This window comes from Paraburkholderia phenoliruptrix (assembly GCF_047325075.1).
Lineage (GTDB): Bacteria > Pseudomonadota > Gammaproteobacteria > Burkholderiales > Burkholderiaceae > Paraburkholderia > Paraburkholderia phenoliruptrix.
Genome location: NZ_CP168531.1, coordinates 3,327,236 through 3,353,529, shown reverse-complemented (window position 1 = coordinate 3,353,529; position 26,294 = coordinate 3,327,236). Strand labels below are relative to the sequence as shown.

17 protein-coding genes are annotated in these 26,294 nt (G+C 56.0%); 5 read left to right on the top strand and 12 right to left on the bottom strand.

Annotated features, from left to right (window positions below; translation table 11 throughout):
* Positions 1 to 166 precede the first annotated feature (166 nt).
* Positions 167 to 670, top strand: coding sequence for a hypothetical protein (locus tag ACEN8U_RS26870; RefSeq protein ID WP_413657895.1), 504 nt, complete (start codon positions 167 to 169; stop codon positions 668 to 670).
* Between the two features lie 3 nt (positions 671 to 673).
* On the opposite strand, the gene ACEN8U_RS26865 is transcribed toward ACEN8U_RS26870, so the two are convergent.
* Genes ACEN8U_RS26865 through imuA form a run of 3 tightly spaced genes read right to left on the bottom strand, consistent with a single transcriptional unit; the run spans position 674 to position 5,944 of the window.
* Positions 674 to 3,805, bottom strand: coding sequence for an error-prone DNA polymerase (locus ACEN8U_RS26865; RefSeq protein ID WP_413658624.1), 3,132 nt, complete (start codon positions 3,803 to 3,805; stop codon positions 674 to 676).
* A gap of 38 nt (positions 3,806 to 3,843) precedes the next feature.
* Positions 3,844 to 5,307 (bottom strand): Y-family DNA polymerase, encoded by a 1,464-nt coding sequence (locus tag ACEN8U_RS26860; RefSeq protein ID WP_413657893.1) that lies wholly within the window; start codon positions 5,305 to 5,307, stop codon positions 3,844 to 3,846.
* Positions 5,231 to 5,944, bottom strand: a complete 714-nt coding sequence (imuA, locus tag ACEN8U_RS26855; RefSeq protein ID WP_413657891.1) for a translesion DNA synthesis-associated protein ImuA — start codon at positions 5,942 to 5,944, stop codon at positions 5,231 to 5,233. Before imuA ends, ACEN8U_RS26860 begins: the two co-directional genes overlap by 77 nt.
* A gap of 374 nt (positions 5,945 to 6,318) precedes the next feature.
* On the opposite strand from imuA, the gene ACEN8U_RS26850 reads away from it, so the two are divergent.
* Positions 6,319 to 7,278, top strand: coding sequence for an SOS response-associated peptidase family protein (locus tag ACEN8U_RS26850; protein ID WP_413657889.1), 960 nt, complete (start codon positions 6,319 to 6,321; stop codon positions 7,276 to 7,278).
* 217 nt (positions 7,279 to 7,495) lie between these two features.
* Here the strand turns inward: ACEN8U_RS26850 and ACEN8U_RS26845 are convergent, their stop codons facing one another.
* From ACEN8U_RS26845 to ACEN8U_RS26835, 3 genes are all read right to left on the bottom strand, one after another.
* Positions 7,496 to 8,767, bottom strand: coding sequence for an RES domain-containing protein (locus ACEN8U_RS26845; protein WP_413657887.1), 1,272 nt, complete (start codon positions 8,765 to 8,767; stop codon positions 7,496 to 7,498).
* A gap of 144 nt (positions 8,768 to 8,911) precedes the next feature.
* Entirely contained in the window at positions 8,912 to 10,816 is a 1,905-nt protein-coding gene (locus ACEN8U_RS26840; protein WP_413657885.1) for a UvrD-helicase domain-containing protein, read from the bottom strand.
* Positions 10,816 to 12,768 (bottom strand): ATP-dependent nuclease, encoded by a 1,953-nt coding sequence (locus tag ACEN8U_RS26835; RefSeq protein ID WP_413657883.1) that lies wholly within the window; start codon positions 12,766 to 12,768, stop codon positions 10,816 to 10,818. Before ACEN8U_RS26835 ends, ACEN8U_RS26840 begins: the two co-directional genes overlap by 1 nt.
* 494 nt (positions 12,769 to 13,262) lie before the next feature.
* On the opposite strand from ACEN8U_RS26835, the gene ACEN8U_RS26830 reads away from it, so the two are divergent.
* Positions 13,263 to 14,555 (top strand): RES domain-containing protein, encoded by a 1,293-nt coding sequence (locus ACEN8U_RS26830; RefSeq protein WP_413657881.1) that lies wholly within the window; start codon positions 13,263 to 13,265, stop codon positions 14,553 to 14,555.
* Between the two features lie 42 nt (positions 14,556 to 14,597).
* Here ACEN8U_RS26830 and ACEN8U_RS26825 read toward each other — a convergent pair whose 3' ends face one another.
* The 4 genes from ACEN8U_RS26825 to ACEN8U_RS26810 are packed head-to-tail and all read right to left on the bottom strand — an operon-like array spanning position 14,598 to position 20,143.
* Positions 14,598 to 15,554 carry a hypothetical protein gene (locus ACEN8U_RS26825; RefSeq protein ID WP_413657879.1) on the bottom strand — a complete coding sequence of 319 codons (957 nt, stop codon included), beginning with the start codon at positions 15,552 to 15,554 and terminating at the stop codon, positions 14,598 to 14,600.
* A 33-nt stretch (positions 15,555 to 15,587) separates the two neighbouring features.
* Entirely contained in the window at positions 15,588 to 17,552 is a 1,965-nt protein-coding gene (locus tag ACEN8U_RS26820; protein WP_413657877.1) for a hypothetical protein, read from the bottom strand.
* Positions 17,553 to 17,577: 25 nt separating this feature from the next.
* Entirely contained in the window at positions 17,578 to 19,560 is a 1,983-nt protein-coding gene (locus tag ACEN8U_RS26815) for a hypothetical protein (protein WP_413657875.1), read from the bottom strand.
* On the bottom strand, positions 19,553 to 20,143 hold the full coding sequence (locus ACEN8U_RS26810; protein WP_413657873.1) for a hypothetical protein: 591 nt from the start codon (positions 20,141 to 20,143) through the stop codon (positions 19,553 to 19,555). The genes ACEN8U_RS26815 and ACEN8U_RS26810 overlap by 8 nt, the downstream gene beginning before the upstream one ends.
* Positions 20,144 to 20,657: 514 nt before the next feature.
* On the opposite strand from ACEN8U_RS26810, the gene ACEN8U_RS26805 reads away from it, so the two are divergent.
* Together ACEN8U_RS26805 and ACEN8U_RS26800 are read left to right on the top strand one after the other, a co-directional pair.
* On the top strand, positions 20,658 to 21,101 hold the full coding sequence (locus ACEN8U_RS26805; RefSeq protein WP_413657871.1) for a hypothetical protein: 444 nt from the start codon (positions 20,658 to 20,660) through the stop codon (positions 21,099 to 21,101).
* 632 nt (positions 21,102 to 21,733) lie between these two features.
* A complete protein-coding gene (locus tag ACEN8U_RS26800) occupies positions 21,734 to 22,867 on the top strand; it encodes a GNAT family N-acetyltransferase (RefSeq protein WP_413657869.1) in 1,134 nt (377 codons plus the stop codon).
* 66 nt (positions 22,868 to 22,933) lie between these two features.
* Here the strand turns inward: ACEN8U_RS26800 and ACEN8U_RS26795 are convergent, their stop codons facing one another.
* Both ACEN8U_RS26795 and ACEN8U_RS26790 read right to left on the bottom strand, forming a co-directional pair.
* Complete coding sequence (locus tag ACEN8U_RS26795; protein WP_413657867.1) at positions 22,934 to 24,256, bottom strand: hypothetical protein; 1,323 nt, start codon at positions 24,254 to 24,256, stop codon at positions 22,934 to 22,936.
* Positions 24,253 to 26,292 carry a hypothetical protein gene (locus tag ACEN8U_RS26790; RefSeq protein ID WP_413657865.1) on the bottom strand — a complete coding sequence of 680 codons (2,040 nt, stop codon included), beginning with the start codon at positions 26,290 to 26,292 and terminating at the stop codon, positions 24,253 to 24,255. The genes ACEN8U_RS26795 and ACEN8U_RS26790 overlap by 4 nt, the downstream gene beginning before the upstream one ends.
* Positions 26,293 to 26,294 lie beyond the last annotated feature (2 nt).

Below are 26,294 nucleotides of genomic sequence, written 5' to 3'. Positions count from 1 at the left end.
GACGCTTGGTGGATGTTTCACACGGTAGTGCAGCAGGCAGCTTTCGGAGCAACTAGGGTTCGTCTTGAGGTAGTGATGTACGGGCCGCTGGTCGGGGGGAGTTCCGCGCCGAGTTGGTAACATGAAGGGCAATCTGTCGACCTACCGAACTATCAGGCGTCGTTGAATGGACATCTTTTATTACTGGCAAAAGCTCGAAACCAATCTCAAAAGCCGCGAGGTGGGGTACTTTGGCTCCAATAATTCGAAGCTCTCGGAGCTCGCGGGGCGCTTGCCCAAGCGAATCTGGGTGGTTAAAACCCCGAAGGGCATGAAAGGCTCAATCCAGCTCGTAGGCTCGCTGATTGTCTGCGACGAACCGCGCGTCGCAGTCAAAACTGACTACCCGAATGTGATTTACTATGACCCGTTCTCGCCCGTGTCTGTCATCTACACGGACTCTAATACACCTGAGCGAATAGCCGAAATCTCAGGGTACTTTCAGTACCGATTCCACGCGGCGTTCAGCGCTAACTTCAACGGTGACGCGGGGATACAGCCGCTGGAAGCCAACGTGGTGCGAGGCCTGGAGGCAATGGTGGCGGACTGGTCAAAGGTCCAGATGCTCGAGCGCGTCAATCAACCCGAGAAGGTGTACCCCATCAACCCCTTCGCTCAGCAAAGCCGGTAGCTGCTAGCAGAAGTTTCGACTGACGGCGGTAAGCCCACCGAGCAAGTGCGACATATCGACAAGTCGCTGGGCGACCAGGTGGCGGACCTCGCCCTCGCATTGCCACGTTCCATACACAGCAAGGAGCGACGCGCCCAGCACCTCCTGCCGGAACTTCTCCTGGACCGATGTCCAGATGATGACGTTGACATTGCCGGTCTCATCCTCAATGGTCAGAAACATCACGCCTTTCGCCGTCCCTGGTCGCTGACGTACCGTGACCAGACCACAACCGCGAGCGAGCCTGCCGTTGCGATACGTCATGAGGGTCGCGGCCGGCAGAAGACGGTGTTCGAGCAGCTGCGGCCGCAGCAACGAAAGGGGATGCCGGCCGAGCGTGAGGCTCATCGAGTTGTAGTCGGCGACGATGTCTTCGCCCTCCGACGGCGCGCCAAGCACAGGCGTTTCATCATCCGCGCGCGCATCGGCAAGAATGTCACGGTCGGGTACCGCGGCGACAGACGTCCAGAGGGCTTCGCGCCGGTTACCGGCGAGCGACGACAGCGAATTCGCGGCGGCCAGAACCTGAAGGTCCTTCCGGTCGAGCTGCGCGCGTTTGGCGAGGTCGCTGACGCTGGCAAACTGTCTCACGGCTCTCGCAGCTTCAATACGTTCGGCGGCGCCGTCCTTCATGCCCTTCAGCAGCGAGAGGCCAAGGCGCACGGCCGTCCTCGATTCTGATGCATGACGCTCGAGGACCGAATCCCAGCCGCTGATGGTGACGTCAGCCGGCAGCACCTTCACGCCGTGACGCTGCGCGTCCTGGATGAGCTGCGACGCTGAGTAAAAGCCGAGCGGCATGCTGTTAAGCATTGCGGCAAGAAACGCTTCCGGCTCGTGACACTTTAGCCAGCTGCTCGCGTAGACGAGCAGCGCGAAGCTCGCCGCGTGGCTCTCAGGGAAACCGTATTCGCCGAAGCCGTGAATCTGCTGGAAGATGGATTCGGCGAAGTCCTTCGTATAGCCGCGCTCCGTCATGCCATTGACGATGCGGTCGTAATATTTGTCGAGGCCACCCTTGCGCTTCCATGCAGCCATCGCACGGCGCAGCTGGTCCGCTTCACCGGGTGTAAAGCCGGCAGCCAGAATGGCAACCTGCATCACCTGCTCCTGGAAGATGGGTACGCCCAACGTCCGCCCGAGCGCGACCTCCAGTGCTTCGCTTGGATAGGTCACTGGCTCCAGACCCTGTCGACGGCGCAGGTATGGATGCACAGCGCCGCCTTGAATCGGGCCAGGGCGGACGATGGCGACCTCGATAACAAGGTCGTAGAACTCGCGCGGCTTCATCCGCGGCAACATGCTCATCTGGGCGCGCGACTCAATCTGGAATACGCCCACCGTGTCGGCGCGCGAAATCATTTCATAGGTCGCCGCGTCTTCAGCCGGTATGTCCTGCATCTCGAAGCGCTCGCCGCGTTGCTCCGAAACTATGTCGAGCGTGCGCCGGATGGCCGACAGCATTCCTAGCGCGAGTACGTCGATTTTCAGTAGCCCAAGCGCTTCGAGGTCGTCCTTGTCCCACTGGATTGCGGAGCGGTCCGCCATCGCCGCGTTCTCGACGGGCACTAGGCGAGTGAGTTTGCCGCGGCTGATGACGAAACCACCAGAGTGCTGCGACAGATGGCGCGGAAAATTGAGAATCTGCGCAGCCAGCTTCGCCCATAGACCGATGAGCGGATTTTCCGGGTCGAGTCCTGATTCCGCAAAGCGCTGGAGGAGGTCGGCCGAGTGGTCAAACCACTGATGTGACTTCGCGACCTTGTCCACAATTTGCGGGTCAACGCCGAGAGCCTTCCCGCTTTCACGCAGCGCGCCGCGCGGTCGGTATGTGGATACCGCCGCTGCGATGGCCGCACGGTCGCGGCCGTACTTCCGGTAGATGTATTGGATGACCTCTTCGCGGCGCTGGTGCTCGAAGTCGACGTCGATGTCGGGCGGCTCACCACGCTCCTTGCTGATGAATCGCTCGAACAGCATATTCCCGCGCGATGGGTCAACCTCTGTCACCCCAAGGCAATAGCAGACCGCACTATTTGCAGCTGACCCACGCCCCTGACACAGGATGTGCTGGCTGCGCGCGAAGCGCACGATGTCGTAGACGGTGAGGAAGTACGCTTCGTATTCCAGTTCGCGGATGAGCTGCAGTTCATGCTCAATCTGCTCCTGCACGTTGTGTGGAATGCCACTGGGATAGCGCCGGTGCGCGCCGATGTACGTCTCCTGGCGCAGATACGCTTCGTGCGTGAAGCCACTCGGCACAAGCTCGTCCGGATATTCATACCGAAGTTCGTCGAGCGAAAACTGGCATCGCTCGAGAACGTTGAGCGTCTCGTACAGCGCGCGCGTCGGATACAGGTTGCCCAGCCGGAACCGCGAACGCAGATGCCCTTCGGCATTAGGCGCGAGGTCATAGCCGCATTCAGCAACGGTCTTCCGAAGCCTGATTGCCGTCATCGTGTCCTGCAGCGGCTTGCGTGAGCGCACGTGCATGACGACGTTCCCCGTCGCCACGACCGGCACGCGATACTGGTCAGCCACATGTTCGACGATGCCGCGATGGATGTCGTCCATCGCTCGCTGGTGCAGGGTGAGTCCGACCCATGCTCGACCTGCAAATACATCATTCATCCATTCGAGCTGAACGGCGAGCGCGGCCTCTTTCGCTGGGAAGGCCGGCACCAGTATGGCAAGGCAGTTCGGCATGCCGCGGAGATGTGTGTAGCCTTTCTCTGGCCTCAAGATGTCGTGCGGCGTGAGCAGGTATTCACCCTTCGTTGCGCGCATGCGTCCCAACGTGATGAGTTCGGAGAGATTGCCGTAGCCTTCGCGGTTCTGTGCCAGCAGGATGAGGCCAAATGCGGGCGTCCGGTCCGCATGCACGAGCCGGAAGTAAGAACCGATGACCAACGGCAGCTTCTCTTTCTTCGCCTCGACATGGGCGCGCACGACACCGGCGAGCGAACACTCGTCGGTTATCGCAAGTCCCGAGTATCCAAGCTGGGATGCACGTTGCACCAGCTCTTCCCCGTGCGACGCGCCATGGAGAAACGTGAAGTTGGTGAATGCGAAGAGCTCCGCATAATCTGGAAGCATTGACGATGGAAAGTCCACGAGCGCACCGTCCTGTCCGCTCAGCCAAACAGGCCGTGCAGGAACCAGCGGACTTCCTCAGTTTTCACGACAGGCCGTTCGCGAAATATCCAGTAGCAGCTTTTGTCGGCAGCTTCAGCGACGTAGTAGTCTCGTGTGACTGCTTCACTGTCATGCCAACCTGCCTCAATGCGTTCGCCCATCGAGACGAGCCTGAGCGGCGAACCGTAAAACGGTCGATGATTCTTCATCATGAGCTTGATGGGTTCCTCAAGCAGCCAGGTCGGTCGCGGGAGTTCAACGGGCAGCGCCTGTGCCTTCGCGTCGCTCTGGATGGGCACCCATCGGTTCGCCATCTCTGGTCTATGGTCGGATGTTGGCGCCGCGCGCTCCACATTCTCGGAGCCGAGCCGCGCGACCAGCAATTCGATGAGCCGGTTGTGGTCTTCGGCTGACCCGCCTGGGTCAGGGAACAGCGAATCGCTCGGTGGCTCTGCGGGCTGCACGCTGGATGCGGTGAGGCGCACTGCGAGTACGGCGGCTGGGAGTTCGGTGCGACCAAGGCGCTCCTTCAACAAGCGGACGAGATGCTCCTCGTGCCATGTCGGTTCTGCGAGCGCGACTTCGAAGGTGGTCGGCTCGACGGCTTCGCGGCCACGCTCATGTTCAAGCGACACAGTGGCGTGAGTGAGCGCGAGTTGCTGCGCGCTCAACCAGCCACACATCTGGACGATGAGCCGCTTCGCCGAAAACAAGATGGCTTCGGCATGCTCGACACGGTCGGGGAGCTCGGTGCGCGCGCTGAAGGTCGGTGGCAGCTCGAGCCATTGATACAGCTCGGGCGAAAGGCCGTAGGCGCGGTCCAGCGCATCGAGTAAGCCTGCACCGCAGCGCTTCTTCAGCCCGGCGCGCGGCAAGCGGCGGACGTCACCCAACACCCGGCAGCCAAGTCCCTCGAACCAGTCAGCGAACGGACGCAGTTCTTGAACGACCGTGAACGGCAATGCGTTCAAGTTGCGCTCAAGAGAAGGCATCTTGAGCACACGGCAGCGGCCGCGTTTTGCGAGCAGCCACGCGCCTTGGCCAGTTGGGGCGACGCTCATGCGCACAGTCACACCGATGGATTTCACAACGTCGCGCATGAATTCGCAGACGCGCCGGATGCCACCGAAGAGACGCAGGCTGGCCGTGACGTCCATGACGATGGTTTCCTCGTCGCAGACCGCGACCTGCGGCGAGAAACGTAGCAAACCGAAAGCGACCTCGCGTTGCATCTCGCGTTCACGCTCGACGCTCCGGTCGTACATCAACGCATCGGGCGAAAGTGTCGTCACTCCGCCCCGTTTCATGCCGGGCAGCACACCGGCTTCCCGCGCCATCGTATCCACCACCACAACCTTGTCGCGCTCGAGCACGACGCACCCGTGCTCAGTGCGAGGCGACCACCTCGGACGGAACACCTCCAGCGAAAGCCGGGGAAGGAAGATGGCGACGAACACGGCCATAGGGGCTGAGCAGAATCGGTGACGGTTGCAGGGTAATGGACAGCATTTCGCTTCGTATTGGGCCCCGTCGCTTGACGACGTCGACGACGAGGCCACCGTCAGTTGGTCTGACTCCCAGTCGCAGCGTGGCAGGCGAAGCGTCCTGTGCGCTGGCCAGCGGCCGGATGAGTACAAGCATCGTTTCCGACGCCTGCGCCGCCAGGTGTAATCGCCGCAGCGCCTCGGTCCGGATGTGCTGCTGCCATAGGATGAGCGCACCACAGCTCGCAGCCTGCAACACGCGCTCCGCGCACCAGAGCGCATCTGCCGTCTTCGGCGCGCGCAATCTCATAAGACGTTCCACTGGCACGCCGAGATAGCTGAACGCCAGCGAATTGGGGACATGCGGCGGTTGCAGCAGCGCAATCGGCCGCGCGCTCAGCTCGGCGAGCGCCGGCTTCAGAAGCCGCATTTCGCCAATCCCGGGTTGCTGGACCAGCAGTTCCACCAGTGCGCCCAACGGCCAACCGCCACCCGGTAGCTCAGCAGACAGGGCCGCATAGCCCGTATCCACGGTCTTCCCATGCACACGCGCAAGCTGCGCCCCGCGCCAGAGCGCTGGGTGAATCGACTCGACGTGTTCGGGCAAGGAGGCCATTGGTGAAAAATGCTGTATGGATGTACAGTATCGTATATCAAAATTCTATTTTGTGAAGTGCCCCCTTTTTGGTCGCGACGGGAGACGACGATGGATATGCCTGTACGCAAGCACCCGATGCCGGAGATAGCGGCATTCGTGGCCGAATTGCGTCATGCGTTCGGGGATGCGACTATTGACGAGGCAGTCACGCGCGGCAGAGCGGGCGAGCCAACGTTTTTCGCAAGCGAGAACGACCGAACGGTGGGCACCAGGTCACCTGACGCCGCGAACAGCTGGCGGGTCGACGACAGCGTGCGCGACCGGCATTTCTGCCGCGGATGTGATGGGTCATGCATCGGCACCGACATACGATGCAGTCAACGGAGATGACAATGTGCTATTCGGCTCAAATCCTGGCGGACTATCGCCGGTACGTTCGGATGTTCGGCGCGCACATGGACATCGCCGAGTTTGCGCGTCTCTACTTCCTGCAGGCGGAAGGGCACACCGCGAAGACACCGAAGGCGCTCGACGATTCCTTCCGCGCCCCGCAGAACGACGGGGAGCGTGAGATTTGGCAGCTCATTGAAAAGACGCGCGCCGAGCAGAAGACGAAGCTCGAGCAGGACCTTTTCAAGCAGCGCACCCGCCTGACGGAAGCCGAGCGCAAGCTGGAATCGAAAGTGACGAAGGCTGCGACCGAAAGTCGGCGCATCGCTACCGACAAAATCGAGGCTGCGCTACGTCGCATCGAGGACATCAACCGGACAGAACCGCAGCCACGCGACTCGCGCATCTTCCCCGGCTACTACGCGCCGGTGCTTATGATGGAGCACGGCGAATACGTGTTGAAGCCGATGCGATACCAGTGCCGTGTTGCGGGCAAGCCTTCGGACTACGATGTCCGTTTTCCGAGCACATACAATGCCCGTCGAGACAATCTGGAAGGTTTCTGGAAACCTTGCTTCGGACATACGCACGGCATTATGGTCGTCGACGTGTTTTACGAAAACGTGAGCAAAGCGAAGGCAGAGGGGCGGGCGCTGGCCGAAGGCAAGAAGGACGAAAACCTTGTGCTGGAGTTCCACCCGGAAGACAACCAACCGATGCTTGTAGCTTGCTTATGGTCCCGCTGGACAGCGCCCGGGCAGGACGAGTTGCTGTCGTTCGCTGCGATTACCGATGAACCACCACCGGAAGTCGCAGCAGCCGGCCATGACCGGTGCATCATTCCAATCAAGCCTGAAAACGTCGAGGCATGGCTGCATCCAGACCCAGAGGACCTTGACTCGCTCTACGCTATCCTGGACGACCGCCATCGACCGTTTTACGAGCACCGGCTGGCGGCATAACACCATCGCCGATTTGCAGACCGGGACATCTGCTCCCGTTTTACTCACCCGTCAGCTCTTCGTTCGCATCGAATGATTTTTTGAACGCCATGTCGATACACCCAATCACCTGCTAGTCATTCGACAAGCCTCATGAAGGACGCAGGCCCTCCTCGACGTTCACCAGTTATCTCACCACGGCGGTCCCGCGGTGACGTATCGGAGCATCCGAGCCGCGTCATGCGTAATCGTCTTCGTCCTCGTGGTGTTGCAAATCTGGCAGGTAGGCGAATGACTGGCCGTCGTCACGTACAACGAACTTGACCGAGGTATGAGAATAGTGCACTTGTGTGACTCGCGAAAAACTTATGCTTTCCGGCAAATAGTCAACGTTAAAACGTTCTCGCGTAGAACCTATGTCTCCGCCATGTCGACTGAAGAGTACGACATTCATGCCTCCAGCTGACTGAGCGGACGCGAATTTCACACCATCAAATTTCTCGGCATGAACATGGGCGAGATACTCTGCCATCGTTTGTGTAATCAAATAGTCTGATTCCCTGCCTGGTACGACAGGTTGAGATATAAGTCCGTGGAGACGCCGAAGGAAAGTATGTTTTGTGACCTGTTCTTCGTAGTCGGGCTGAAAGTAGCTCAGATTCGTCGCGGCTGTAACACGTTCGAGCCGCTCCAAATCAAGAACTTTCAATGGTTGAGTGGTAACGAGTTTGATGACAGCTAAATCGTTGCCGATAGCCGGTCTGAGTTCCGCGCGGGCGGTGTCCTCCTCGAATGCTGCGTATAGTACGACGACACCTTCGGGATTCATTCGGCCAGACTTGGCGAGTTCACTAGGTGGCGGCCCAATGAGCTCCAGGGGTGCGTCGGCCATTTTTCCCATTTGAGTTATTGACGAGCACACCCGAGCTCTGAACAAAATAGTTTTGACCGGCAACAAGACCGTGACGGGTAAATTGCCGTTTCGATGCGTAGCGAACAATTGGCCTACGTTCGCAAACAGGCTGTCAAAGAGGTCGCGGACACTGACGCTGAAGAAGCGTCGGTTGCGCTTCAAGTCTTCGACAGCCGCGTTCCAATGTTCCGTGAACTGGTAAGGCAGGAGACGACGGGGAACATAATTTGCCGTTGCTTCCCACAGCGGCTCTTCTCCGTCACCGGGCCAGGCATCATCGAGGTCACAGACTGCGTCGACGAGTTCATCCTCAAAGTCAAAATATTGTCCGGTCACCGTCTGAATGATGTCGTTCAACGGCTCACCGCTTTGTTCCCACCATCCTTTGTCATCGTCGCCGCTGTAATGCTTTTCCTCAGCACCTTGGACAAAATATTCCCGAAGGACGGGTTCAAGAACTGCTGCTAGAGATTCGACAGTGACAGCTTCGTCGGATTCCTCGCCGCACACTGAGCATTCGAGATGTTCGAAGTGCTCGGCTAACGAGTCGCGAAAGTGCGAGTCTTCGATGCAGTTGCTGCAAATGGCCGTCGTCATGGTGAACTTTGTTGGAAAATATTCCGTCGTAACATGCAAGAAAGCGAAAAAATACGGTCCGAACGTCGGCTGACCGACGGGGCAGCCAGTGCAATGCGGGGTGCGCCTCATGCGCCCGTCTCGGCTGAAGCTAGCTGCGATATGTCAACTTGTCCAGTCCTTGACGTCCCAACCTTTTGCTATAAGCGATGCGCGCGACGATGCAGTTGCTCTGTCAGCGTGCATGGCAAACGCGAGCAGTCGTCGGGGCCGACTAGCAGCCACAAAGATATTCATCAAGGACCGAAGCTTTTCTTCATGTGTTTCGTTCGCAGGAGTTTCAGAGCCACAGAAATAGGGCAGTATGTTGGCAAGGTCGAATTTCCTGTTTCGGCAACTCTCGAGGACCAGGGTCGCAAGATGGGTTTCTCCTTTCACAGAGGCTATCGTGGCCACATGCAATGGAAATCGCATCGCCCCCGCCGAGATGGTCAACGAGTTGACACCATCCATTTGTGTGTTTGCAGAACCAGTGTCGACGAGCCACTCATCTGGAATATCTTCGGCCGTGGTCACGGCTTCAATCAATTCGCCAAGCTTGGAGATTAAGGTGGCAATTGTGTCCCGCGCTGAGACATCTGTGGTTAAGTCGCTTGGGTCCACGACAATTTCCAAGACAAGCTGCTTGAGCGTTTCCATATCTACGTCATTTGCTGACGCAATCTGCACCAACTGACGCCAAGTTCTAGCCTCTTTATAGGCCGTTGCACCGTACTCTTGAACTATCTGCAGAAGTGCAGAACGTGCAGCTCCAACTCGATTTCCTCCAGAGGTAGATGCAGCCGCCCTCAATAGTTGCCGTATTGTACGGTTGGTCGGGCGTGGGGTCAGGGCATCGTCGAAAGCCGGGAAATAGTCGCTTATATGGCGTCCGACTTTCTGGGCTGGATTGCCTTTTGCCTTAATGGCACAAATTGCCTTTATCGGATATTGACTGATTTCGTCAGCCGGTAGCAGGGTAGCGGCCCATGTACCAAAGCGTGAAATCACATCCTGAATCGTAGCCTCAGAATACAAGATGAGCGTTGGCGGCGCTAACGCTGCCGGCCCCTCTCCCACGATTTCTGCACCAACCGGTTTGACAGCATTTACCACCGCCGCGATGGTAGAGCCAAAGCGAAGGCTCGTGCGAACCTCCGAGCAATTTGCGACTGGGAAGGCGTTGGGCAATGTTCCCCGAGTGCGATTCAAGATGGCTTGATTAACATCTCCGAATCGTTGGATAACAGCGTCGTTCCGGAACACTTTGTACAGTGCGTTCAGTTGCACGTCGCTTGTATCCTGCATTTCGTCGATAAAAACGTTGGGAAATCGATACTCAACAGCATCGACGAGCCCTGGAACCTTGCTGATAGCCTGTTCAGCGTACGCAAACATATCTTCGTGTCGGAGGCGCCCCTCTCGAGCCATGGCATTTTTAACCAGCTGCAAATGCGCGATTGTCGTTCCAGTGGCCGGCAGCGTGAGGTCGTCGTGCGTTACGAGCTGCAAATCAGCACCACGATAACGTACACCTTTCACAGCACGAGTTCGCTGCTGAGGGCTTTGAGAAATCCAGATGCGCGCGCTTCTGTTTGCGTTGACGCGTCTAAAAAATTGCTCAGCAAACGCGTCTTCGTCAGTCTCTCGAACGTCGATTCCAAGTTCCCTTAGCCAGGGAAGCGCCAAAAACTTGTTAACAAAACTTTGAATCGTGCCAATGAAATGAGGGTAGGCGAGCAGTGCGTTCCCGTATGGAACCGAATTCAAGCAGCGCTCAATTTCTTCTCGGGCGACGTTGGTGTGCGTCAGAATGCAGATTCCCCGATGAGCAAAGGGCCATCTCGCAGCCATCAGGGAAAGCTTGGCACCTAACAATGTCGTCTTGCCGCTTCCTGGTGCCGCTTGAAAATCAGCAGTGCCTCCATCAAGTATCGCGTCAATTTGCTCCTTGCGGGTAAAACTGAGCCGTGGAAAAAGCTGCCCAATTTTCAAGAGGTCATCTTCAGTCAATGAGAAGCGAGCGGTCATCAAACTACCTCCGGAACGAGGTGGTCGAACGCAGCTTTGATGTATGGCGGCAAACTCGCGAGCAAGGTATCTCCAGTGCCAAGATGCCCTTCCGCCGCCAATTTCGCAAGGTATTGCGCAACGATAGCTTTCGATACCTTCTTCGTATGCAATAGTTCATAGACATTGGCCGCAATGGTTTCTTGGTTTTCAAGCAAGACAAGTGTCGCGTACTCCGCTTCGGCATCTATGCGTGCAGTTTCGTATTCTTCGTCCGTCAAATAACCCTTGCTACCTTCGGCCTGTTCAAGTCGAACAGCAACGAACATGTGTTTAGCGACTCCCGACCTCAGCAGGTCGTATTCAAGTGTCCAATGGTCCGCAATGAAGACCTCAGTGCTCCCGCCTCTCGCTCGGTCGATTTTTGATTTTCTGAGTTCGACTATCTCCTGCGGCGTGTAGTCGCGAACCTTACGCTTTTGATGATTTTTACCATCTTTCGTTTTAGGAATTCCCTTTTCTTCCTTGTCCTTCCTGCCTTCGATGTAGCTAATATCGTCTGGCACGACATCTAGGTCACCAATGCATGCAACCCGAACCGGGAGGCTGGTGCCGTCCTTCCGCTGAAGAATTCGCGCGAATCTGAATAGACCAACTCCGCCTACGCTCACTGTCGAAACGCTATTACCTTGGAATGACCTGCCCACGGCTTCGGCGAGAGCCGGGAGTACAATGGCTTCGGCAGGCCCTTCAACGATTAGTACGCCGCGCGCAAAGAATAGATTGGCTTTCGTAGAGTCGAGAAAGCGGCGAAGGAACTCGTAGTCTGAGCCATCGAGACGTGTCTCGGCCCGTCCGAGGGGATATGCCTTGCCGGCAGTAACAAGGGTGAGTGCGTCGACGGGGGCGGCAGATGCGATGCTGGGGCTGTGGGTTGTCACCACAATCTGGATGCCGCTCGTGGACGCTTTTTCTGCGAGCATAGCTAGAATACGCGCTTGTAGCTGCGGATGAAGGTGCGCCTCTGGTTCTTCAATCAGGAGGAGGGCGAGCTCATTACCGCCTCCATCACTAAGCAGGAGCAATTCGGCAGCCATGAACAAAACGTTGTTATAGCCAAGTCCTCGTTCGCAGGCCATGTCCTCGCTGACTCCGCTTGGTGGCCTGAGCGTTAATTCCAGCCGTTCAAGTATTTGCGCTAGAGTAAGTTCGGCGGAGACACGAATCTCTGAAGACAGTGGCGTTTTCTCGAAGCTCAAGGATTTGAGGTAGTCTCGATTGAGAGTGTCCCTGACTTCTTTGACGACCTGCTTCGTGCTAATTCGATACTGCGCCTGAGCCATGATTTCGACGAGAGTAGCAGGTGCTCCATCAGGATTTTTCTTGTCGAAGTTGTTTGCGCTTTCTTTTTTTACGTCTCTGTGTGCTCTTAGCACCTGAGAAAGCCTTGACCCCTTTTTCGGCCGCAATTCCGCGACTGCGTCGCGCAGCGGTTTGAGGTAGGTTGCTCGAATCAGTTCGCGTGCAGCTGAACCAATCTCCGGGCCAGTACCACCTTTCCCGGCATTGATGCTTACGACTGGATTACTAAGCCTGCTGCCTCGGTTGCTTTCGATACGCCGGGTGGCGCGAAGATGCACAACCAGATAAGGGTCCACGCCTTCCTCGAGGGTTAGCCAATCCAGCAAGGCTGCCTGTTGTGCCTTATTCAAATCGCGTAGCTCTACTTCGAGCTTGAGTTCGTCGGCTTGCGAGCTTCCGTTTATGTGAAAATCGTCATCTTCAATCCGAAGCCAGTCATTGGTCGTTGTCAATAGTACATAACGGACAACGTCGACAATGCATGTTTTCCCGGCGTCATTTTCTCCCACGAACACATTTAGACCCTGACGGAACTGAAGGTCGAGATGTGCATTGTCAGCGAGAGTGCCAAATACTCGGAAGTTTTCTGCATATACACGGTGAAGGTACATGGGATTGTTTTTTTGCTCGTTCTAGTTTGTCTGACACCTTTGAGGCGACGAGAGGTTGTCGCATGCAGGTGGTTTTTCAATCTTTGACGTTCGGCCGTACTCGCGTGCGAACGGGCCGCGAAAGTTGCTTGGCACGGGCATGCTCGCGATAGTCACGTTTGTTGGTTACGTTCGCACGTGGTCCTGGCAGATACGCCGGAGTTGCTCTCAACAACTCAGGTTTGCGCCCTTGGCGAGGCGAACCGTAAAGTGGATTATCGGGCAAAATCCCCCAAACTATTTTGCGATATGGCCATAAAAGGAGGGGCTATTCGCGGAATCGCTGTCACACCGGGAGCCCGCCTGACGCCGATTTCACAATATGAAAAACAACGAGACTAGAACAGATTGCCTGCACCGAACGCCGTCCTAAAATCTAACTGATACCTCTTAGTTCGCGACCAACTTGCCCAAACAAAATGATAATTTGCGTTGACTGTGTCACCCCTCAGCCGTTGAAGAGGTTTGTCTCGGAAAAGGGACAAGTTGCGACATGCCACTACTGCGGCAGTGACAACGCCTCAGTAGCGGCACAGTCGCTGTTCGACTATATCTTTGAACGGGTTAAAGAGAACTTCGCTACCGAAAACGACCTTTCGCAATTTGAGTACGACATGCTCTATGAAGGCGGAGCCGATGATATTGCGGTTGCATCTATCGACGTCGTTCTGAGCGAGTGGTTGAATCTTGGAGGTGACTCATATTTCGACGACCTGAGCGCCGCCGTTCCGTCAGAATTCAATACCAACGAGCGGGGATACGAAACTTATTTCTACGGTGACGACGGACTGTTGGAACGAAACTTCTACGAGAAATCTTGGCAAGATTTCGTTGAGAACATCGGGCACGCTCATCGATTCTTTAATACGACCGCTCGTGAATTCCTCGACTCAGTGTTCTCGCTCTTGGTGGACGAGGAAAGCGTATTGAGGCCGGAGTGTCTTCGGCAAATTAATTGCGGGGAACATATTTTCAGAGCGCGGAGTGTCGATGGTTACACGAAGGCAAAACAACTCGTCGCAAATCCAAAAGAATTCGGCCCGGCTCCTCGAGGAAAAGCCAGTAATCAGCGGATGACCCCATCCGGAATATCCGCGCTCTATTGCGCTTCAAATAGAGCGACATGTCTCAGTGAAATACGGTCGATTACCGGAGACGAAGTCGTTAGCGTTGCACTGACTCCGACGACGGGCCTGATACTCCTAGACTTGACGCAACTGGAACGATTAGAGCCACCGAAACTAACCAATTTGGACGTAGGCTATCTGAAGGCGATGCATCTTAAGACTTTCCTGAAGTCTCTCGTCAAGAAGATGTCTCGGCCGAAAAGTCGTACAGACGACCTAAGTTACTTATCCACGCAGGTCGTTTTCGAATACTTGCGCCTTCGCTTCGTGGCGGATGTCGACGGCATCATCGTCCCGTCGGTGCAATCGGGTGAAATCAGCACGAACGTCGTGCTTTTCCCCGAGTCTAGTGTCATCAGTTCGACGTTTGCTCCCGCAGTAAATGCTCGGAGCGATTTTTTGCGAGAGCTCAAGGAGGAGGCGGCCGCGGGATTTGAGGCTGGAGAAAAACTTGCAGTTGTCGCAGGGTCCTTTCTATTTCACAAGGTCATCGCAATCGAAACAAAAGCAGAGACCTATGGAAATATCCGAGGTGTTTATTCGGGCGAATGGGAGCAAAAGCACTATGGACGTGCATTTGCTCGAGACATCGCTGACGTGCGAGAAAGTACGGAAGGGTGAGTGGTCTTGTGATGTCCGGAGCTGAGGGCAAAACCACTGGCGCTACGCGTGTGAATCCGAGCTGTCGTCACCATCGTGATGCCATCCGGCGCACACAAGGCACTGTCCGGTTTCGGCGGACACAAGGTTTCCCTCACATCCACTTTGGCGATGCTCCGCTCGTTCTATCGGGCAGACATCATTGCAAACCGGACAGTAGACTTCTGCTGCTTCGCGGTTATTGGGCCTCAGTACCGCCAAGACTGGGAGAACCTCGGCGTCTGTATCCGCGTCATCAAGGCAGACCGGGCAAAAATAAGCTCGCTGCTTTTTATCCACGCCAAGATAGGTCTCGACCTGCCGAGGGAGGAGGAGTCTCTTGACGATGTTTGCCTCGCGGCACGCGTTGTTCGTTGCGTACTGGGCGGCACCCAAGGCTGCGTAGGGTCCACCGCGCAAAAACTCTCGCCGCACGGAAAACCAGCGCTCGCCTGGGAAAAGGCTTTTGTGCATAAACAGCGCACTCTCGACAACTTCAGCCACTTGGACTGAAACGTTTTTCCCAACGGAGTGCATGACGATGTTTCGAATTTCTCGAAGATGGCGTAGTTTCTCGATAAACTTAGGTTCGAACTGGGCGGGCGCAAAGGTGTCGTGGACTTTCACTAAGTCCTGAGCGTCGATGGTTCTAAAGCGCTCAAAATCGACCGGTTGGGCTTCATACGGCGAAGGCCAACGCGCAGGAGCATCAGAAATCAGCAGGTAGGGCGAGACTTCGGCGATTCTTCCTTTGATAACGAGTTCGACCGCTTGTTGGATAACGGTCAGAGCAGTGGTAAGTGTTCGCTTAGAGGCGGCCCAATATTTAGTGGAAACTTCCGCCATATCTGATTCTTCAATACCATAGAAGTCTGCGTTGTCGAGTTCGACCAAAAGTGTCGCTGTCGCATCCCACGCAAAATTCAGCAATTCTTTGCCCGAAGTGTAGAAATCTTCGGGAGTAGGTACGTTCACTACCACGTAGGCTCCTTCGTTCGCATTTTAAATTCCTGCTCAACTTGAACTGGATTTTGATTTCGTTGACTCACGTGTTGGCGAACGTGACTTTACCTTTCGCTTCGAGCCCGGCGTTAAGATGCTTGAGGGAACAGGTCGCATGCCTGGAATGCGAAACACCACTATCATCCGCGGTTGCGAGTCACGGGGTCCCTGAACGGATTCAACCCAGCAGTTATCAGCGAGTCTCAATGGCCAGTCCTTCTGCGAACAGAGGTCCAGAACGACTAGGAAGCCGAACCCGGCACCCGTAAGCGTGTACGACGCCGCTTGGCCGAGATATTTCGATACGCCCTCGCGAGAAGCATCGGAGCTTTCCCGCTTGAGTTCGATGGTCATAAGCCACGCGGTGCATATGATGGCCAAGTCCGCACGGCCGCGCGAAACGTCATGTGCTTCTCGCCGTATCTGGTGGCTACCGAACCGTGGCATTGCAAGCCGCATCCATTGAAACATGGCAATTTGCAGGTCCTTTTCTAGGGGCAGCGTGCCGTCTGATTCGAACAGAAACTGGAACGTTGGCTTTGCCATCTCCGCACTAATGTCCAGACAGAGGGAGAGAAATCGAATCTGAAATGAGATACAGGCGTTCACGTCGTCCTCGACGCTACCGTGATACTCCCCGTGTGATTGCAGCTTTGAAACAAGCTGCAGGTAGCACTGTTCCTGTGGCTTGCCGAATGGCGCTGGTTGTATTGCGCGGAGCATCGCTGCAGCAACCTCGGTGGTAGCGTCGGCTTCAATGCCGCCGGCGAGACCACCATTGCTCGCCAGCGGCGTGGCTTTTCCCTGGTCGGTCCGTAGTAGGTCGACTGCCGACAACAAAGTAACGGCATATAGCCGATTGGCATCGTCGGTCTGGACGTCTGCAATCCAGGCTTGTAGGTGAGCCCGAAGTCCTTCGCGTGCAGCGAATCCGGCCGCAAGGCGGTTTGTGACAGCATCGCGCAGAGCGTCACCGGAGTCTGTAGCCAGACTGACCAACGTGCTTCGCAGGATTGAGATTTGTTGCAAAACAGGCAGCGCGCGCAGCCAACTGCGCTCCGACATGTAGCTGCTCAGGCCACGCAAGGCGCCAGCGAGTTCATACCAGGCTGACTGCGCATCCAACCGCGGCCTCAGCCATTTTCGGAGAGATTGCTTGTCGAGAAACTGAAATCGTTCGCTAGCCGCATCGCAAGCTATTTCAACGTGATGCTCGATAGACTCCGTCGATGCCTCATCGCAAAAAAGCACCAACGCCCGGACTACGTTGCCGAGTGCCCGGGTCTCAGGCATTTCTGGGTCGATGTCGATTCCAACTTCGAACCACTTTGCCGCTCCTTCCAGTCTTTCGAATAGCGATTCTCTATCTTCGCTGCTCAAGGCTCGGTCGATTTGAATCATCCCAAGCTCGAAGGCTGCCTGCTCGCCAGAATCTGTATCTGCGGCCAACCGCTCTAGGAGCATCTCCAAGTCGGCGGATTGATTCCAGTGCCACGCGAGCCCTGCCAGCAGAGCAACTCTTCGAACGAGTAGCGAACTGTCCCCAGGTTCGGTTCGCTCAAGTGCTGCAACCAGAGCAGACTGAGATGCGCCTGTCTCGGCTGCAAGCAGAAACGCAGCGGCGAGGCACTCGGACGCCATGTCGTTGTCGATTTGCGTGTCCGTTTGGCGTGCTCTCGCGAGCAGGATGTCCTGCGCCGACATCACTTCGCGGCGAGTAAGGTCAGCGGCTGCAAGATTTTCAGCGACGGATGCGACAACGAGAGGGAAGGGATTGTCGCGTAGGACTTCGCTGACAAATTTCAGATAGTCAGGACGCATATCACGCGTCCGGCACAGTGCATTGGCCAGCCGGTCGGCATGGCCACTTTTCACAAATTTGGACGCGAGCTGACGCATAACGACGGGCCCACCAAGTTCCTCCGAACTGGGCGAATCGTTACTGCGCAGGGCTGTATCGAAATCGTGCAAATCCATAGCGGGATGAATTGAAGCGTTGCACTCAGAACATAGAACCGACAACCTTAGGCCAGCGTTGCCTTTCCTTTGGTACTGCGTCTTTAAAAGTGCCTCCACGTGCAGACGACACGAAAATTTGGAGGTTGCTCGTTTCGTCACACAACGCACGTATCTCGTTCATCATCGCGTTCAAGTCGGTCTCGCTCAGTTCCTCTGCTCCGGGTGAGTCGATAAACAAAAGACCTGGATGATGACCTTGCCCGGTTCCGATAGCGAGCTTCATCATCGCGATGACGAGCGAAACACGCAAGCGTAGCCTCTGACCCGACGTCTGGTCGGAGAAGTTGGTCGGCGTCCCGGACACCGTGAGTTTTATCCCGTTACCTCGAATAGAAACGCGTTCCAGCCCCCTGAAGCCCACTCGCGTTGCTACCTCTACGAGCTTTGTTTCAAGCTCACGGAGCAATTCTGCCCCGGCAAACTTCGACCGCTCATCGGCAACGCTCTCAGCGATTCTCAAGATGCGAATCCGTTCGGCTGCCTCCCTGTCTGGTCCAGGGGCGGTTTGTTGTTGCTCCAAGGCTTTAAGCTGGTCGTGGGCACCTCGAGCGCGCTCCAGCGCAAAGCGAACGTCCTGCTGTTTGCGAACGTCGTCGGCGTCCTCATCCAGCCGACCGACCTCTGTCTCGAGCCGCTCTAGCGTGGCATTTGCTGTGGAGAGCGTCGCACGAAGCGCCTCCTCACGCTCGTCAAGCTCAGCTTCGCCGGCCTTCGCGTCTTCAAGTCGGGATGTCGCGTCAGCGATGGCCGCAGCGAGAGCATCGTAGTCATCGGCGAGGGTGTCCCTATCGCATATCGCGCAATTCCCTCCGTCCTGTTCGAGCTCCAGCCGTTCGCTTGCAAATGGTTTGGCGCAGCGCGGACAGCACACAGGTGTCAGGCCAGCGAAGAACTTTTTCGCAGATGCCCCTTCTTTCAATTGCCGCAGCTTGGTGCGTGCTTCGTTAACCTCCGCGACAATGCCAGACCGCAGATGCTCGACGTCGCTGATGGATTGTTCGGCTTTTGAGACCTCTAAAGCGGCCTGCCGAAATCTGCGCAGGAGCTCAGGGACTTCTTCCGGTCGCGGTGTGGTGGCTGTCAGTTCCGTCCATTCGCGTTCAAGGTCAGCGATATTATTGTTCAGGCGCTGAATGTCATCTTGATAGAAAGAAGCCGGGGTCGCGGAAGTCTGCTTTTGCTCGGAGCGAAGTTTTTCGAGTGCAAGCGCGCTGCTGAGCGCTATCTGCGCGCCTGAATAAGGCAGTCCGATGAACAGCTGCAGCATACGCCACCAGAGTCCCCCCACAGCCACGTCACCCAGAATCGCCGGGTGGGAACCTTCGATAAACATCGACCCTGAATATGCATTCCAGTCGTGGCGGATTTGGGTCGCTTCGTCAGATTTCCGATTTACTACTGGAATCGACTGAAGTGCAAAGCGTCGCATCATGAACTCATCCATGGACCGCACGAATTCGGCTTCGTCGCTGAACGCCGCAACCTCCCGCAGCGGTTCGGGCGATATACGTAACAAAACGCCCTTTGGTACATTCTCATCATCGTCGAAAGCGACGCGATACCGGTCCAAACCAATCGAGAAATCGAGCTCGACATGCCCAATCCAGCTACGTACCGGAGCTGGGACGGCCCTTTGGGTGCCGCGTAGCGCCCACAGCATGACGCCCAGAATCGACGATTTTCCAATCTGATTCTCGTTGTCGCTCAGCACAAGCCAGAGGCCGGAGCCAAGGTCATTCCATTCGAAGGAAAAAGGGCCGTTATCGGTCTCAGCTGCGCGCTTTTCGCCACTGAACGCGAGGCGATGAATCTTCAGGTGCTCTGCGCGTCGAGTTCCCGTTTCTTCGACAACTCGAGCTTGCGCGAAAATGCTGTCGACCGTCTCAAGCGATACTTTCGCTTTTTCCGCTACGGCCGCCTTCAGCGGAGGCAGCGCCTTCTGTTGCTTGTCGTTTAAATCACTCACAGGCTGCCTCCAGTTTCACGATTCGTTCCCGTACTTCTTCCGCAATGCATGCAATAGTTTCTCCATTCCTCGCGCCGGCGTACGTGGGATGTCGATATTGCCATTTCGCAAGTTGGTCACCGGACTTGCCCTGAGAGAAGGTGCCGATGAGCATCGCTCGTTCTGAATACCATTGCGCTTCAGGGAGTTCAGTCTCCAGTCTCTTGGTGACATCGAGTCCTTTCGGCAGGAGAAAGTACATCCGCTGCTTTGTCTCCGGATTTCGTCTCATGCACGCCAAGCCATAGCTGAAAAGCGGTGCAAGAGCCGTATCGAGCGGCTCGTACGCGCCATAGAAATACTTCAGCATCGCGTCGCGACGAATTTCTGGTTCCTCAGAGTCCACTATCGCTTTCGCCGATGCCAGAAGGTCCGCGTCGCCGTTCTCGATGTAAGCCTCAATCAGAGCGTACGCAAAGTGGTCCGGGTTGCGTATCCAAAAGTCCATTTTCTGAAGCTTCTTCTCGGAGGTAACAACAGACACTGCAGCTGGCACGGCGGGAGTCACGGGTGCCGACTCACCAGCCTTGGCGAGGATGAACAACAGTCGTAGGGCGTCTCGGAATTGCCTAGTTATTTGGTCCATATTTGGTCTTTTTCTTCTATCCCAGTAAGCGCAGGGGCAAGCGTCGGGGGCGCGCACATATTACGCTGATTGAGGCAAAAGTGCTCCGAACCGAAGACTGCTGGTTTGCCCGACGCTTTTGCGACGCCGATGCGAGGTAAATCGAGAGGGACCGGAGCTTGATGGATACCGGCTCAGTTGGGCGCGGGTGGGCGAAGAGTCTGTCTGTAGCGAGGACCCGAATGGCATTCGAAACGCTCGCTACGACCGCGCTTCAATGTGCAGCGACTGCCTCGTTTTTGCCAGATAGTCGGCGCGAACGCAACTCGCATAAGTCGAGTCAGAGGCCAATCGGGTCGCGATACTTCTCGAAGCGCTGCTACCAATCTGCACTAGCTTAGACCGATGGGAAAAGCGATGAATTCGGCGAAGTGTTTTCTATACTGATACGAGTGACGGTTCGCCCGAGACGGCGGCGCCGGAGGAGATACACATGCTGAGCCTGTTTTTTTACCGGAATTCCCGTGGTGCCTTGATTGGCGAATTGCAGAACGACGATTCTCGGCTGCTCGCTACGTCGCACCCCGCAACGATTGCTGCTGCCGTTTTCGCGATGAACGAGCACAGCGTCCGCGTCGATACGGATGATGGTAGTTTCGAAATGCAATTTCCATTCAATGACGACGAATTCGACTCGGTCGGGGCCGTAATAAAAGAGGAAGATGTGGGCTACTGGATGAGTCTGTTTTGTACATTCTCGCGATTTGATTTCCTCAATCCTCTTCCGTACGATAACCACGCCGAAACCCATTTTCGTACGGCGGTTCATCACCTGCCGCCAGAGCTCGTGAAAATCCGTCTAATGGCACCAGAGCCGAAGGATTTTAAAAAGCAACTGAAGAAGCGGAATCGTTACATTTACTATCCATGGGAGTAGACTCGCAGTCTTGCGAAGGCTGTTGTTGTTGATGTGTGAGCGTTTCCGCGCGTTCTCTCCTATGCTCCTCTTAGCGGCATCCGTAGCGCCGCAACTCTTCGCGATTGTGAACCGGAGGCAGTGATGGTGAATGATGATATGGATGCAGATAGCTCAATTCTGAAGCGCTGCTTTACGGCAGCGGAGGTCAGACGACTCCAGGCAGCCTTTGCTGTCCAAATGTGCCTATTTACTGGGATGCGCAGCGGTGAAGTTCTACGTGCGATAGACAAAATGACCGCGGAGCGACTAAGCCACAAAAACGTCCGGACCACGTTCGGATACCTCGTTGATACGGGGCTATGCCCGGGTGGCGAATTAGTAACGTGCTCGTCCTACATGCAAACTCAGCGGGCCATACTTGCTGCGAGAAGCCTTGACGCCTCGGCGTCGCCGTTCACTCGGGTCTATCAAGACCAAGGCCGGGTAGATGCCTTAGTTGCGCATCTCGGCGCGTTGCGCGAGCAACTGAGCGACTAGCTTCGAGCACGGCACGACGTCACCTTGGTGCACCGGCCTGACGACTTTTCCTGTATGCGCGACAATGCTGCTTTGCGGCGTCTGGCCGCGCTGGGAAAACCGTCGGGGGCAGGGTGAGCAGCAAGGTCGAGATTCTGGTTGTCGATTCGCTTTCAGATGTGTCTGGGGAAGAGTGGAATGCGCTCGCTGCAGGCAATCCCTTCGTGGCGCACGAATACCTGTCGGCAATGCACGATACGAAATGTGCGTCCAAGTCGAGTGGATGGCAGCCAACATACCTGCTAATGCGGCGCGGGGGCCAACTTGCTGGCGCCATGCCGTTGTACCTGAAATCACATAGCCGAGGCGAGTACGTCTTCGACCACGTCTGGGCGGATGCTTTCGCCCGACATGGCATTCAGTATTACCCTAAGCTACTCTCAGCAGTCCCTTTCACGCCTGTCACGGGTCCACGGCTACTGGCGTCGACTCACGCTGACAGGGTGCTACTGGCGCGGGGCGCCATCGAGTTCGCAAAGCAGCTCGAGGTCTCGTCAATCCACGTCCTGTTCTCGCACGAAAACGACCTTGATGCCCTGACCGACGCCGGATTCATGTTGCGAGAAGGTGTGCAGTTCCACTGGGAAAATTTTGGGTACAAGTCCTTCGACGAGTTTCTATCGAAGATGTCGCACGACAAACGCAAGAAGGTCAAGCAGGACCGACGGAGGGTTCACGACGCCGGCGTGACGTTCCGATGGCTACGTGGACAGGAGATTAGCCAAGACGACCTCGATTTCTTCTACGAATGCTATGAAAACACCTATCGAGAGCACTGGAACGCTCCCTATCTGACCCGCAAGTTTTTCGGACTTGTTCATCGGACGATGCCGAATGCTTTGATGCTCGTGATTGCTGAGGCAGATGGGCAACGGCTCGCGGTAGCGCTCAACGTGATTCAGGGCGATACCATGTATGGCCGCTACTGGGGTACCAAAGAATTCGTATCGGGTCTTCATTTCGAAACTTGCTACATGCAAGGTATCGAGTATGGCATTGCCAACGGGCTGAAGAGCTTCGAGGGCGGGGCTCAAGGCGTGCACAAGATGTCGCGTGGACTGATGCCGACCGCAACGTGGTCTGCGCACTGGATTGCTGACCATAGATTTGCGCACGCTATCAGCGAGTTCCTGGACCAGGAGACGGCGGCAATGGACGAGCACATTGACGAGCTTGAGGCGCATACACCGTTCAAGCGAAAAACGTGAAGGCATGTCTCTCGGCGCAGAACCGGGGCCACACAATCCTATGAAGGGATGCCGCAGAGGAGTTGGTCAGCGCTTGGTAGGTGGTTTCTGGCGCTCAAGCTCAGACAGCTTAGCCCGGAGTGCTGCAATTTCATTGCGACAGGCCTCAAGCTGGTCCCGCTGCTCAGACTCGACCGTGTACCCGGACGTCATCGCATTTGCCTCGACATAGAACTGGTACGCTGTCTTGGAGTTCTGGCCGAGACGTTGCGCGATAGCGTCAACCACGTCTTCTCGTTGCATCGAGAGTCCTCGCTTCTTCCTGAATTCGATTTCCTCCCGGGCGATACGTGTGCCCGTTTTCCTTCGGACGCCATGCGCTCCTGCGCCTTTCCCTGCGCCGACCTTCTTGAACCGCTTGGCGAGTCGGTCCGATAGTGAGTGGTCGTTAAGCGGAAGCCCCGATGTTGGATTTAAGAAAATGCGTGCTTCAAGACGTTTCCGATTGACACCAGTTTTCTTGATTATTTCTTCTCTGTCGATTTCGATGTAGTTTGCGATGTCATAGGCAATTGCCCAAGACATCGAGAAGGATTTGCTGTAGCCGTTTTTCTGGTCAGGCGGTGCTACATCGAATGCAGTAGCATGTCTCGCTTCGGCCTCAGCTAGTTTGTTCCTCGCGAACTGATGAACTTGAAGACTTGCCACACTGCCGACTCGCCACGCCGTGTCCGAGATGATACGAACGATAAGCATGATTTGGCGGTGGTCGACAGCGTCTCCGGCATCTTCAAGGAAATCTTCCAGCGCAGCAATGTCGTCATCAGTCGCTTGATACTGGACTCGTCCGAGGCGACTCGCTCGCCCCGTTCGTGTGTAAATTTTTGGGTACTTCTTCAGTTCCTTTTCGTCGGAATCCAGACCGGAAAGTCCCACCACCGGCAACGTCGATGTGATACCACAACGGACTGGCCCTATTGTCCCCGACGGGATACGGCCTTGCCCTTGGGCCCACGCAAGAAGTTCGTAGACCTCCTTCAATCGAATGTTCGTGGTTTCCTTCGCGACCAACCGGTTTCCGCGATACTGAGGGCGTTTCATCGTCCGCTCCCAGCACCAATCTCGAAATTTCAGAAGATGCTTGTCGTTCATCTCAGCAATTGGAAGCTGCTTTTCCGACAGGTATATATGTAGTTCGCGTGCTGCACTGACGGCATTGTTTCTACGCGTTCGCATAGCAGCTTCTGAAACGTGCTCTGATTCTCCCTTGCGTATGACCATCCCGCAATAGTCGGTGGGCAACTCGAGGAGGGAGTAAGTGCTGCCTCGAAAAACCGGGTATCGACGCTTGTTTCCGTCCTCAACCCAGAAAACTGAAACGCGCTGGGCTTTGTGAACTGAAGCTTTCATGTGGACGTCTCCGGAAACCTCTGCAGAAGGTGTTGTAGGAGAGGGTCGACGTAATAGGCCGCGTCTCTTCCCTTGCGCTTTAAACTAGCATCGACATCACCAACGAGCACCACCGCTTGCGACGCAAGACCGGATGCGGCACGAAGGAGCTCTGCATTGCAGTCGGTGCCCTCGCTACAAACAACTACAACGGTCTGCCAACTTCCGAGCGCAGCTACCGGGAGCTCGAGTGCGTACGCGAGAGTGAGTTCAAATGCATCTGACGCCGTTAAAGGAACGACGTCTCCGTTTGCGCGCGCGACTTGAGCCACGACGAACTCCGGAATCGAGTTGGTCACGCGAACGTAGGGTGTTTGCTCCACGTCATGCAAGCTCATGCTCTCGCCTGGCCAGCGACATTTCGCGATGTCCGCTCGCTTCCACGTGACAGGGCATTTCGCATATGCTCTTCCACCGCGACCAAGGGTCGTCGAATTCATCGGAAGGTTATCGAATCGAAGTTCGTCAGCTTTTTCTGACGCCAGCGTAACATTGAGCGAATGACAAATTGCAGCGTTGCTCGCAATAAGGACTGTCGTTCCATCACACACATTTTCGCGATAGAGAGCCAGCGCTTCGTTCAGTATATCTTTCGCCCCAGTGAGCTGGACCTTCCGTACTTCCAACCCCTCTCTAGGGCATGATGGATGCCGAGATTGGTCACTACCGCTTGGCCCAGTTGGACCAAACGTCATCCGTTGGAATCTTCCTGAATACCATAGTGCATGATATGGCGCCGGCCGACTGGGTCGGCTAACCATATCGGACGCTCCTGCAAGTATCAGGCGGGTATCGATTGGAAGCCTATGGATAAGCTTGTTAAGAGTTAGGATGTCAAGGGCATGAGCGTCATGAACCACGACCGTTGGACTTGATTTGTAGACTTGAGTCGGCCGTGCAAGTACCTCTGACAAAACTGACTGAGGTGCGGGCAGGGACCCTGTACGCGAGAACGCAATGTGAAGTGCGTCTGCAAAGGCTTCACGGAGCCGGCCGGATGCAGCAGCGGCGGTATGCCCGCCATAGTCAATCAAACAAGCTGAAGCGTCCGTCCGACGGATGGTGTCCACGGGGGTGAGCGCGTCATTGCAAACCTGCGTCGAGCCCTTGGCGGTGAACAGGCGCGACAAAAAAGCGTGGGTGACCTTTGTCAGCGCATCCGAAGCGACAAAGCGCTGGCGTTGACTCGTTAGACATGAAATCCTTCCCGACGCGACGGCCGAGTCCATCGTGGCGTCGACGAGTGCCGGGTCTCGAAGCTTGTTTGCCAGCCGATGCTTGTAGTTCTTGAGGGGAACTGCGCGCAATATCGCGTGGTTCCCTTGTGTAAAGACAGAATCTGATGCTGAGAGCAGTCGATGCGGCTCGTTAGGCGGGTTTGAACTCTGGACCGAGTTGTCGATGGTTGACCAATGAATCGCCGGGTGGAAATCATACGGAGTTGCCAATCGCAATCCACGAAACACCGCTATGACGTCAGGCAGCGTTGAGCGCTCATGTCCAGAAAGGGCGACAGACTCAAGTGCACGAGTGATTCGGATGCTATCAAGATAGCTATGCCACGCGGCAATGCCAGCGATTGCTGCGGATGCACTGATGCCAGCGGAATGCAGGCTTTGGACGTCTTCATGGGAAAAAATCTCGCTAAGCTTCGCATCAAACTTCTTCCAAAGCCTCTTCGCACCACGCATTCCGATTTTGGCAAATGAGGGATGTTTCCCCAGTAGCCTTACCAGTTCTACACCGTTTGGCTCCCGACAGAATCCAGTTTTGGCCTTCAGTTGGGCTCCGTAAAGCGGATGGTTTTCGAACGTGCCGGAAATTTCCCAGGTCTCACCGACCACCGGCGCCCGTAGCATAACGTTGAACTTTGCAACGACGCGGACACGCTTTGCCGGAAGGACAGTCAGGACGAAAATCGCACCGCCTCCGAGGCCGTATGATAGGACCCGTGCGACCGTCCCCCTTAAACGACGAAGGCTTGGAGGGTTGGTCATCG

Bases quoted from the DNA above. Each gene is read 5' to 3' on its own strand.
- ACEN8U_RS26865 (WP_413658624.1), bottom strand. From the start codon at position 3,805: ATGCTTCCAGATTATGCGGAGCTCTTCGCATTCACCAACTTCACGTTT.
- ACEN8U_RS26790 (WP_413657865.1), bottom strand. From the start codon at position 26,292: ATGACCAACCCTCCAAGCCTTCGTCGTTTAAGGGGGACGGTCGCACGG.
- ACEN8U_RS26805 (WP_413657871.1), top strand. From the start codon at position 20,658: ATGCTGAGCCTGTTTTTTTACCGGAATTCCCGTGGTGCCTTGATTGGC.
- ACEN8U_RS26840 (WP_413657885.1), bottom strand. From the start codon at position 10,816: ATGACCGCTCGCTTCTCATTGACTGAAGATGACCTCTTGAAAATTGGG.
- ACEN8U_RS26860 (WP_413657893.1), bottom strand. From the start codon at position 5,307: ATGGCCGTGTTCGTCGCCATCTTCCTTCCCCGGCTTTCGCTGGAGGTG.
- ACEN8U_RS26870 (WP_413657895.1), top strand. From the start codon at position 167: ATGGACATCTTTTATTACTGGCAAAAGCTCGAAACCAATCTCAAAAGC.
- imuA (WP_413657891.1), bottom strand. From the start codon at position 5,944: ATGGCCTCCTTGCCCGAACACGTCGAGTCGATTCACCCAGCGCTCTGG.
- ACEN8U_RS26835 (WP_413657883.1), bottom strand. From the start codon at position 12,768: ATGTACCTTCACCGTGTATATGCAGAAAACTTCCGAGTATTTGGCACT.
- ACEN8U_RS26820 (WP_413657877.1), bottom strand. From the start codon at position 17,552: ATGGATTTGCACGATTTCGATACAGCCCTGCGCAGTAACGATTCGCCC.
- ACEN8U_RS26795 (WP_413657867.1), bottom strand. From the start codon at position 24,256: ATGAAAGCTTCAGTTCACAAAGCCCAGCGCGTTTCAGTTTTCTGGGTT.
- ACEN8U_RS26850 (WP_413657889.1), top strand. From the start codon at position 6,319: ATGTGCTATTCGGCTCAAATCCTGGCGGACTATCGCCGGTACGTTCGG.
- ACEN8U_RS26845 (WP_413657887.1), bottom strand. From the start codon at position 8,767: ATGACGACGGCCATTTGCAGCAACTGCATCGAAGACTCGCACTTTCGC.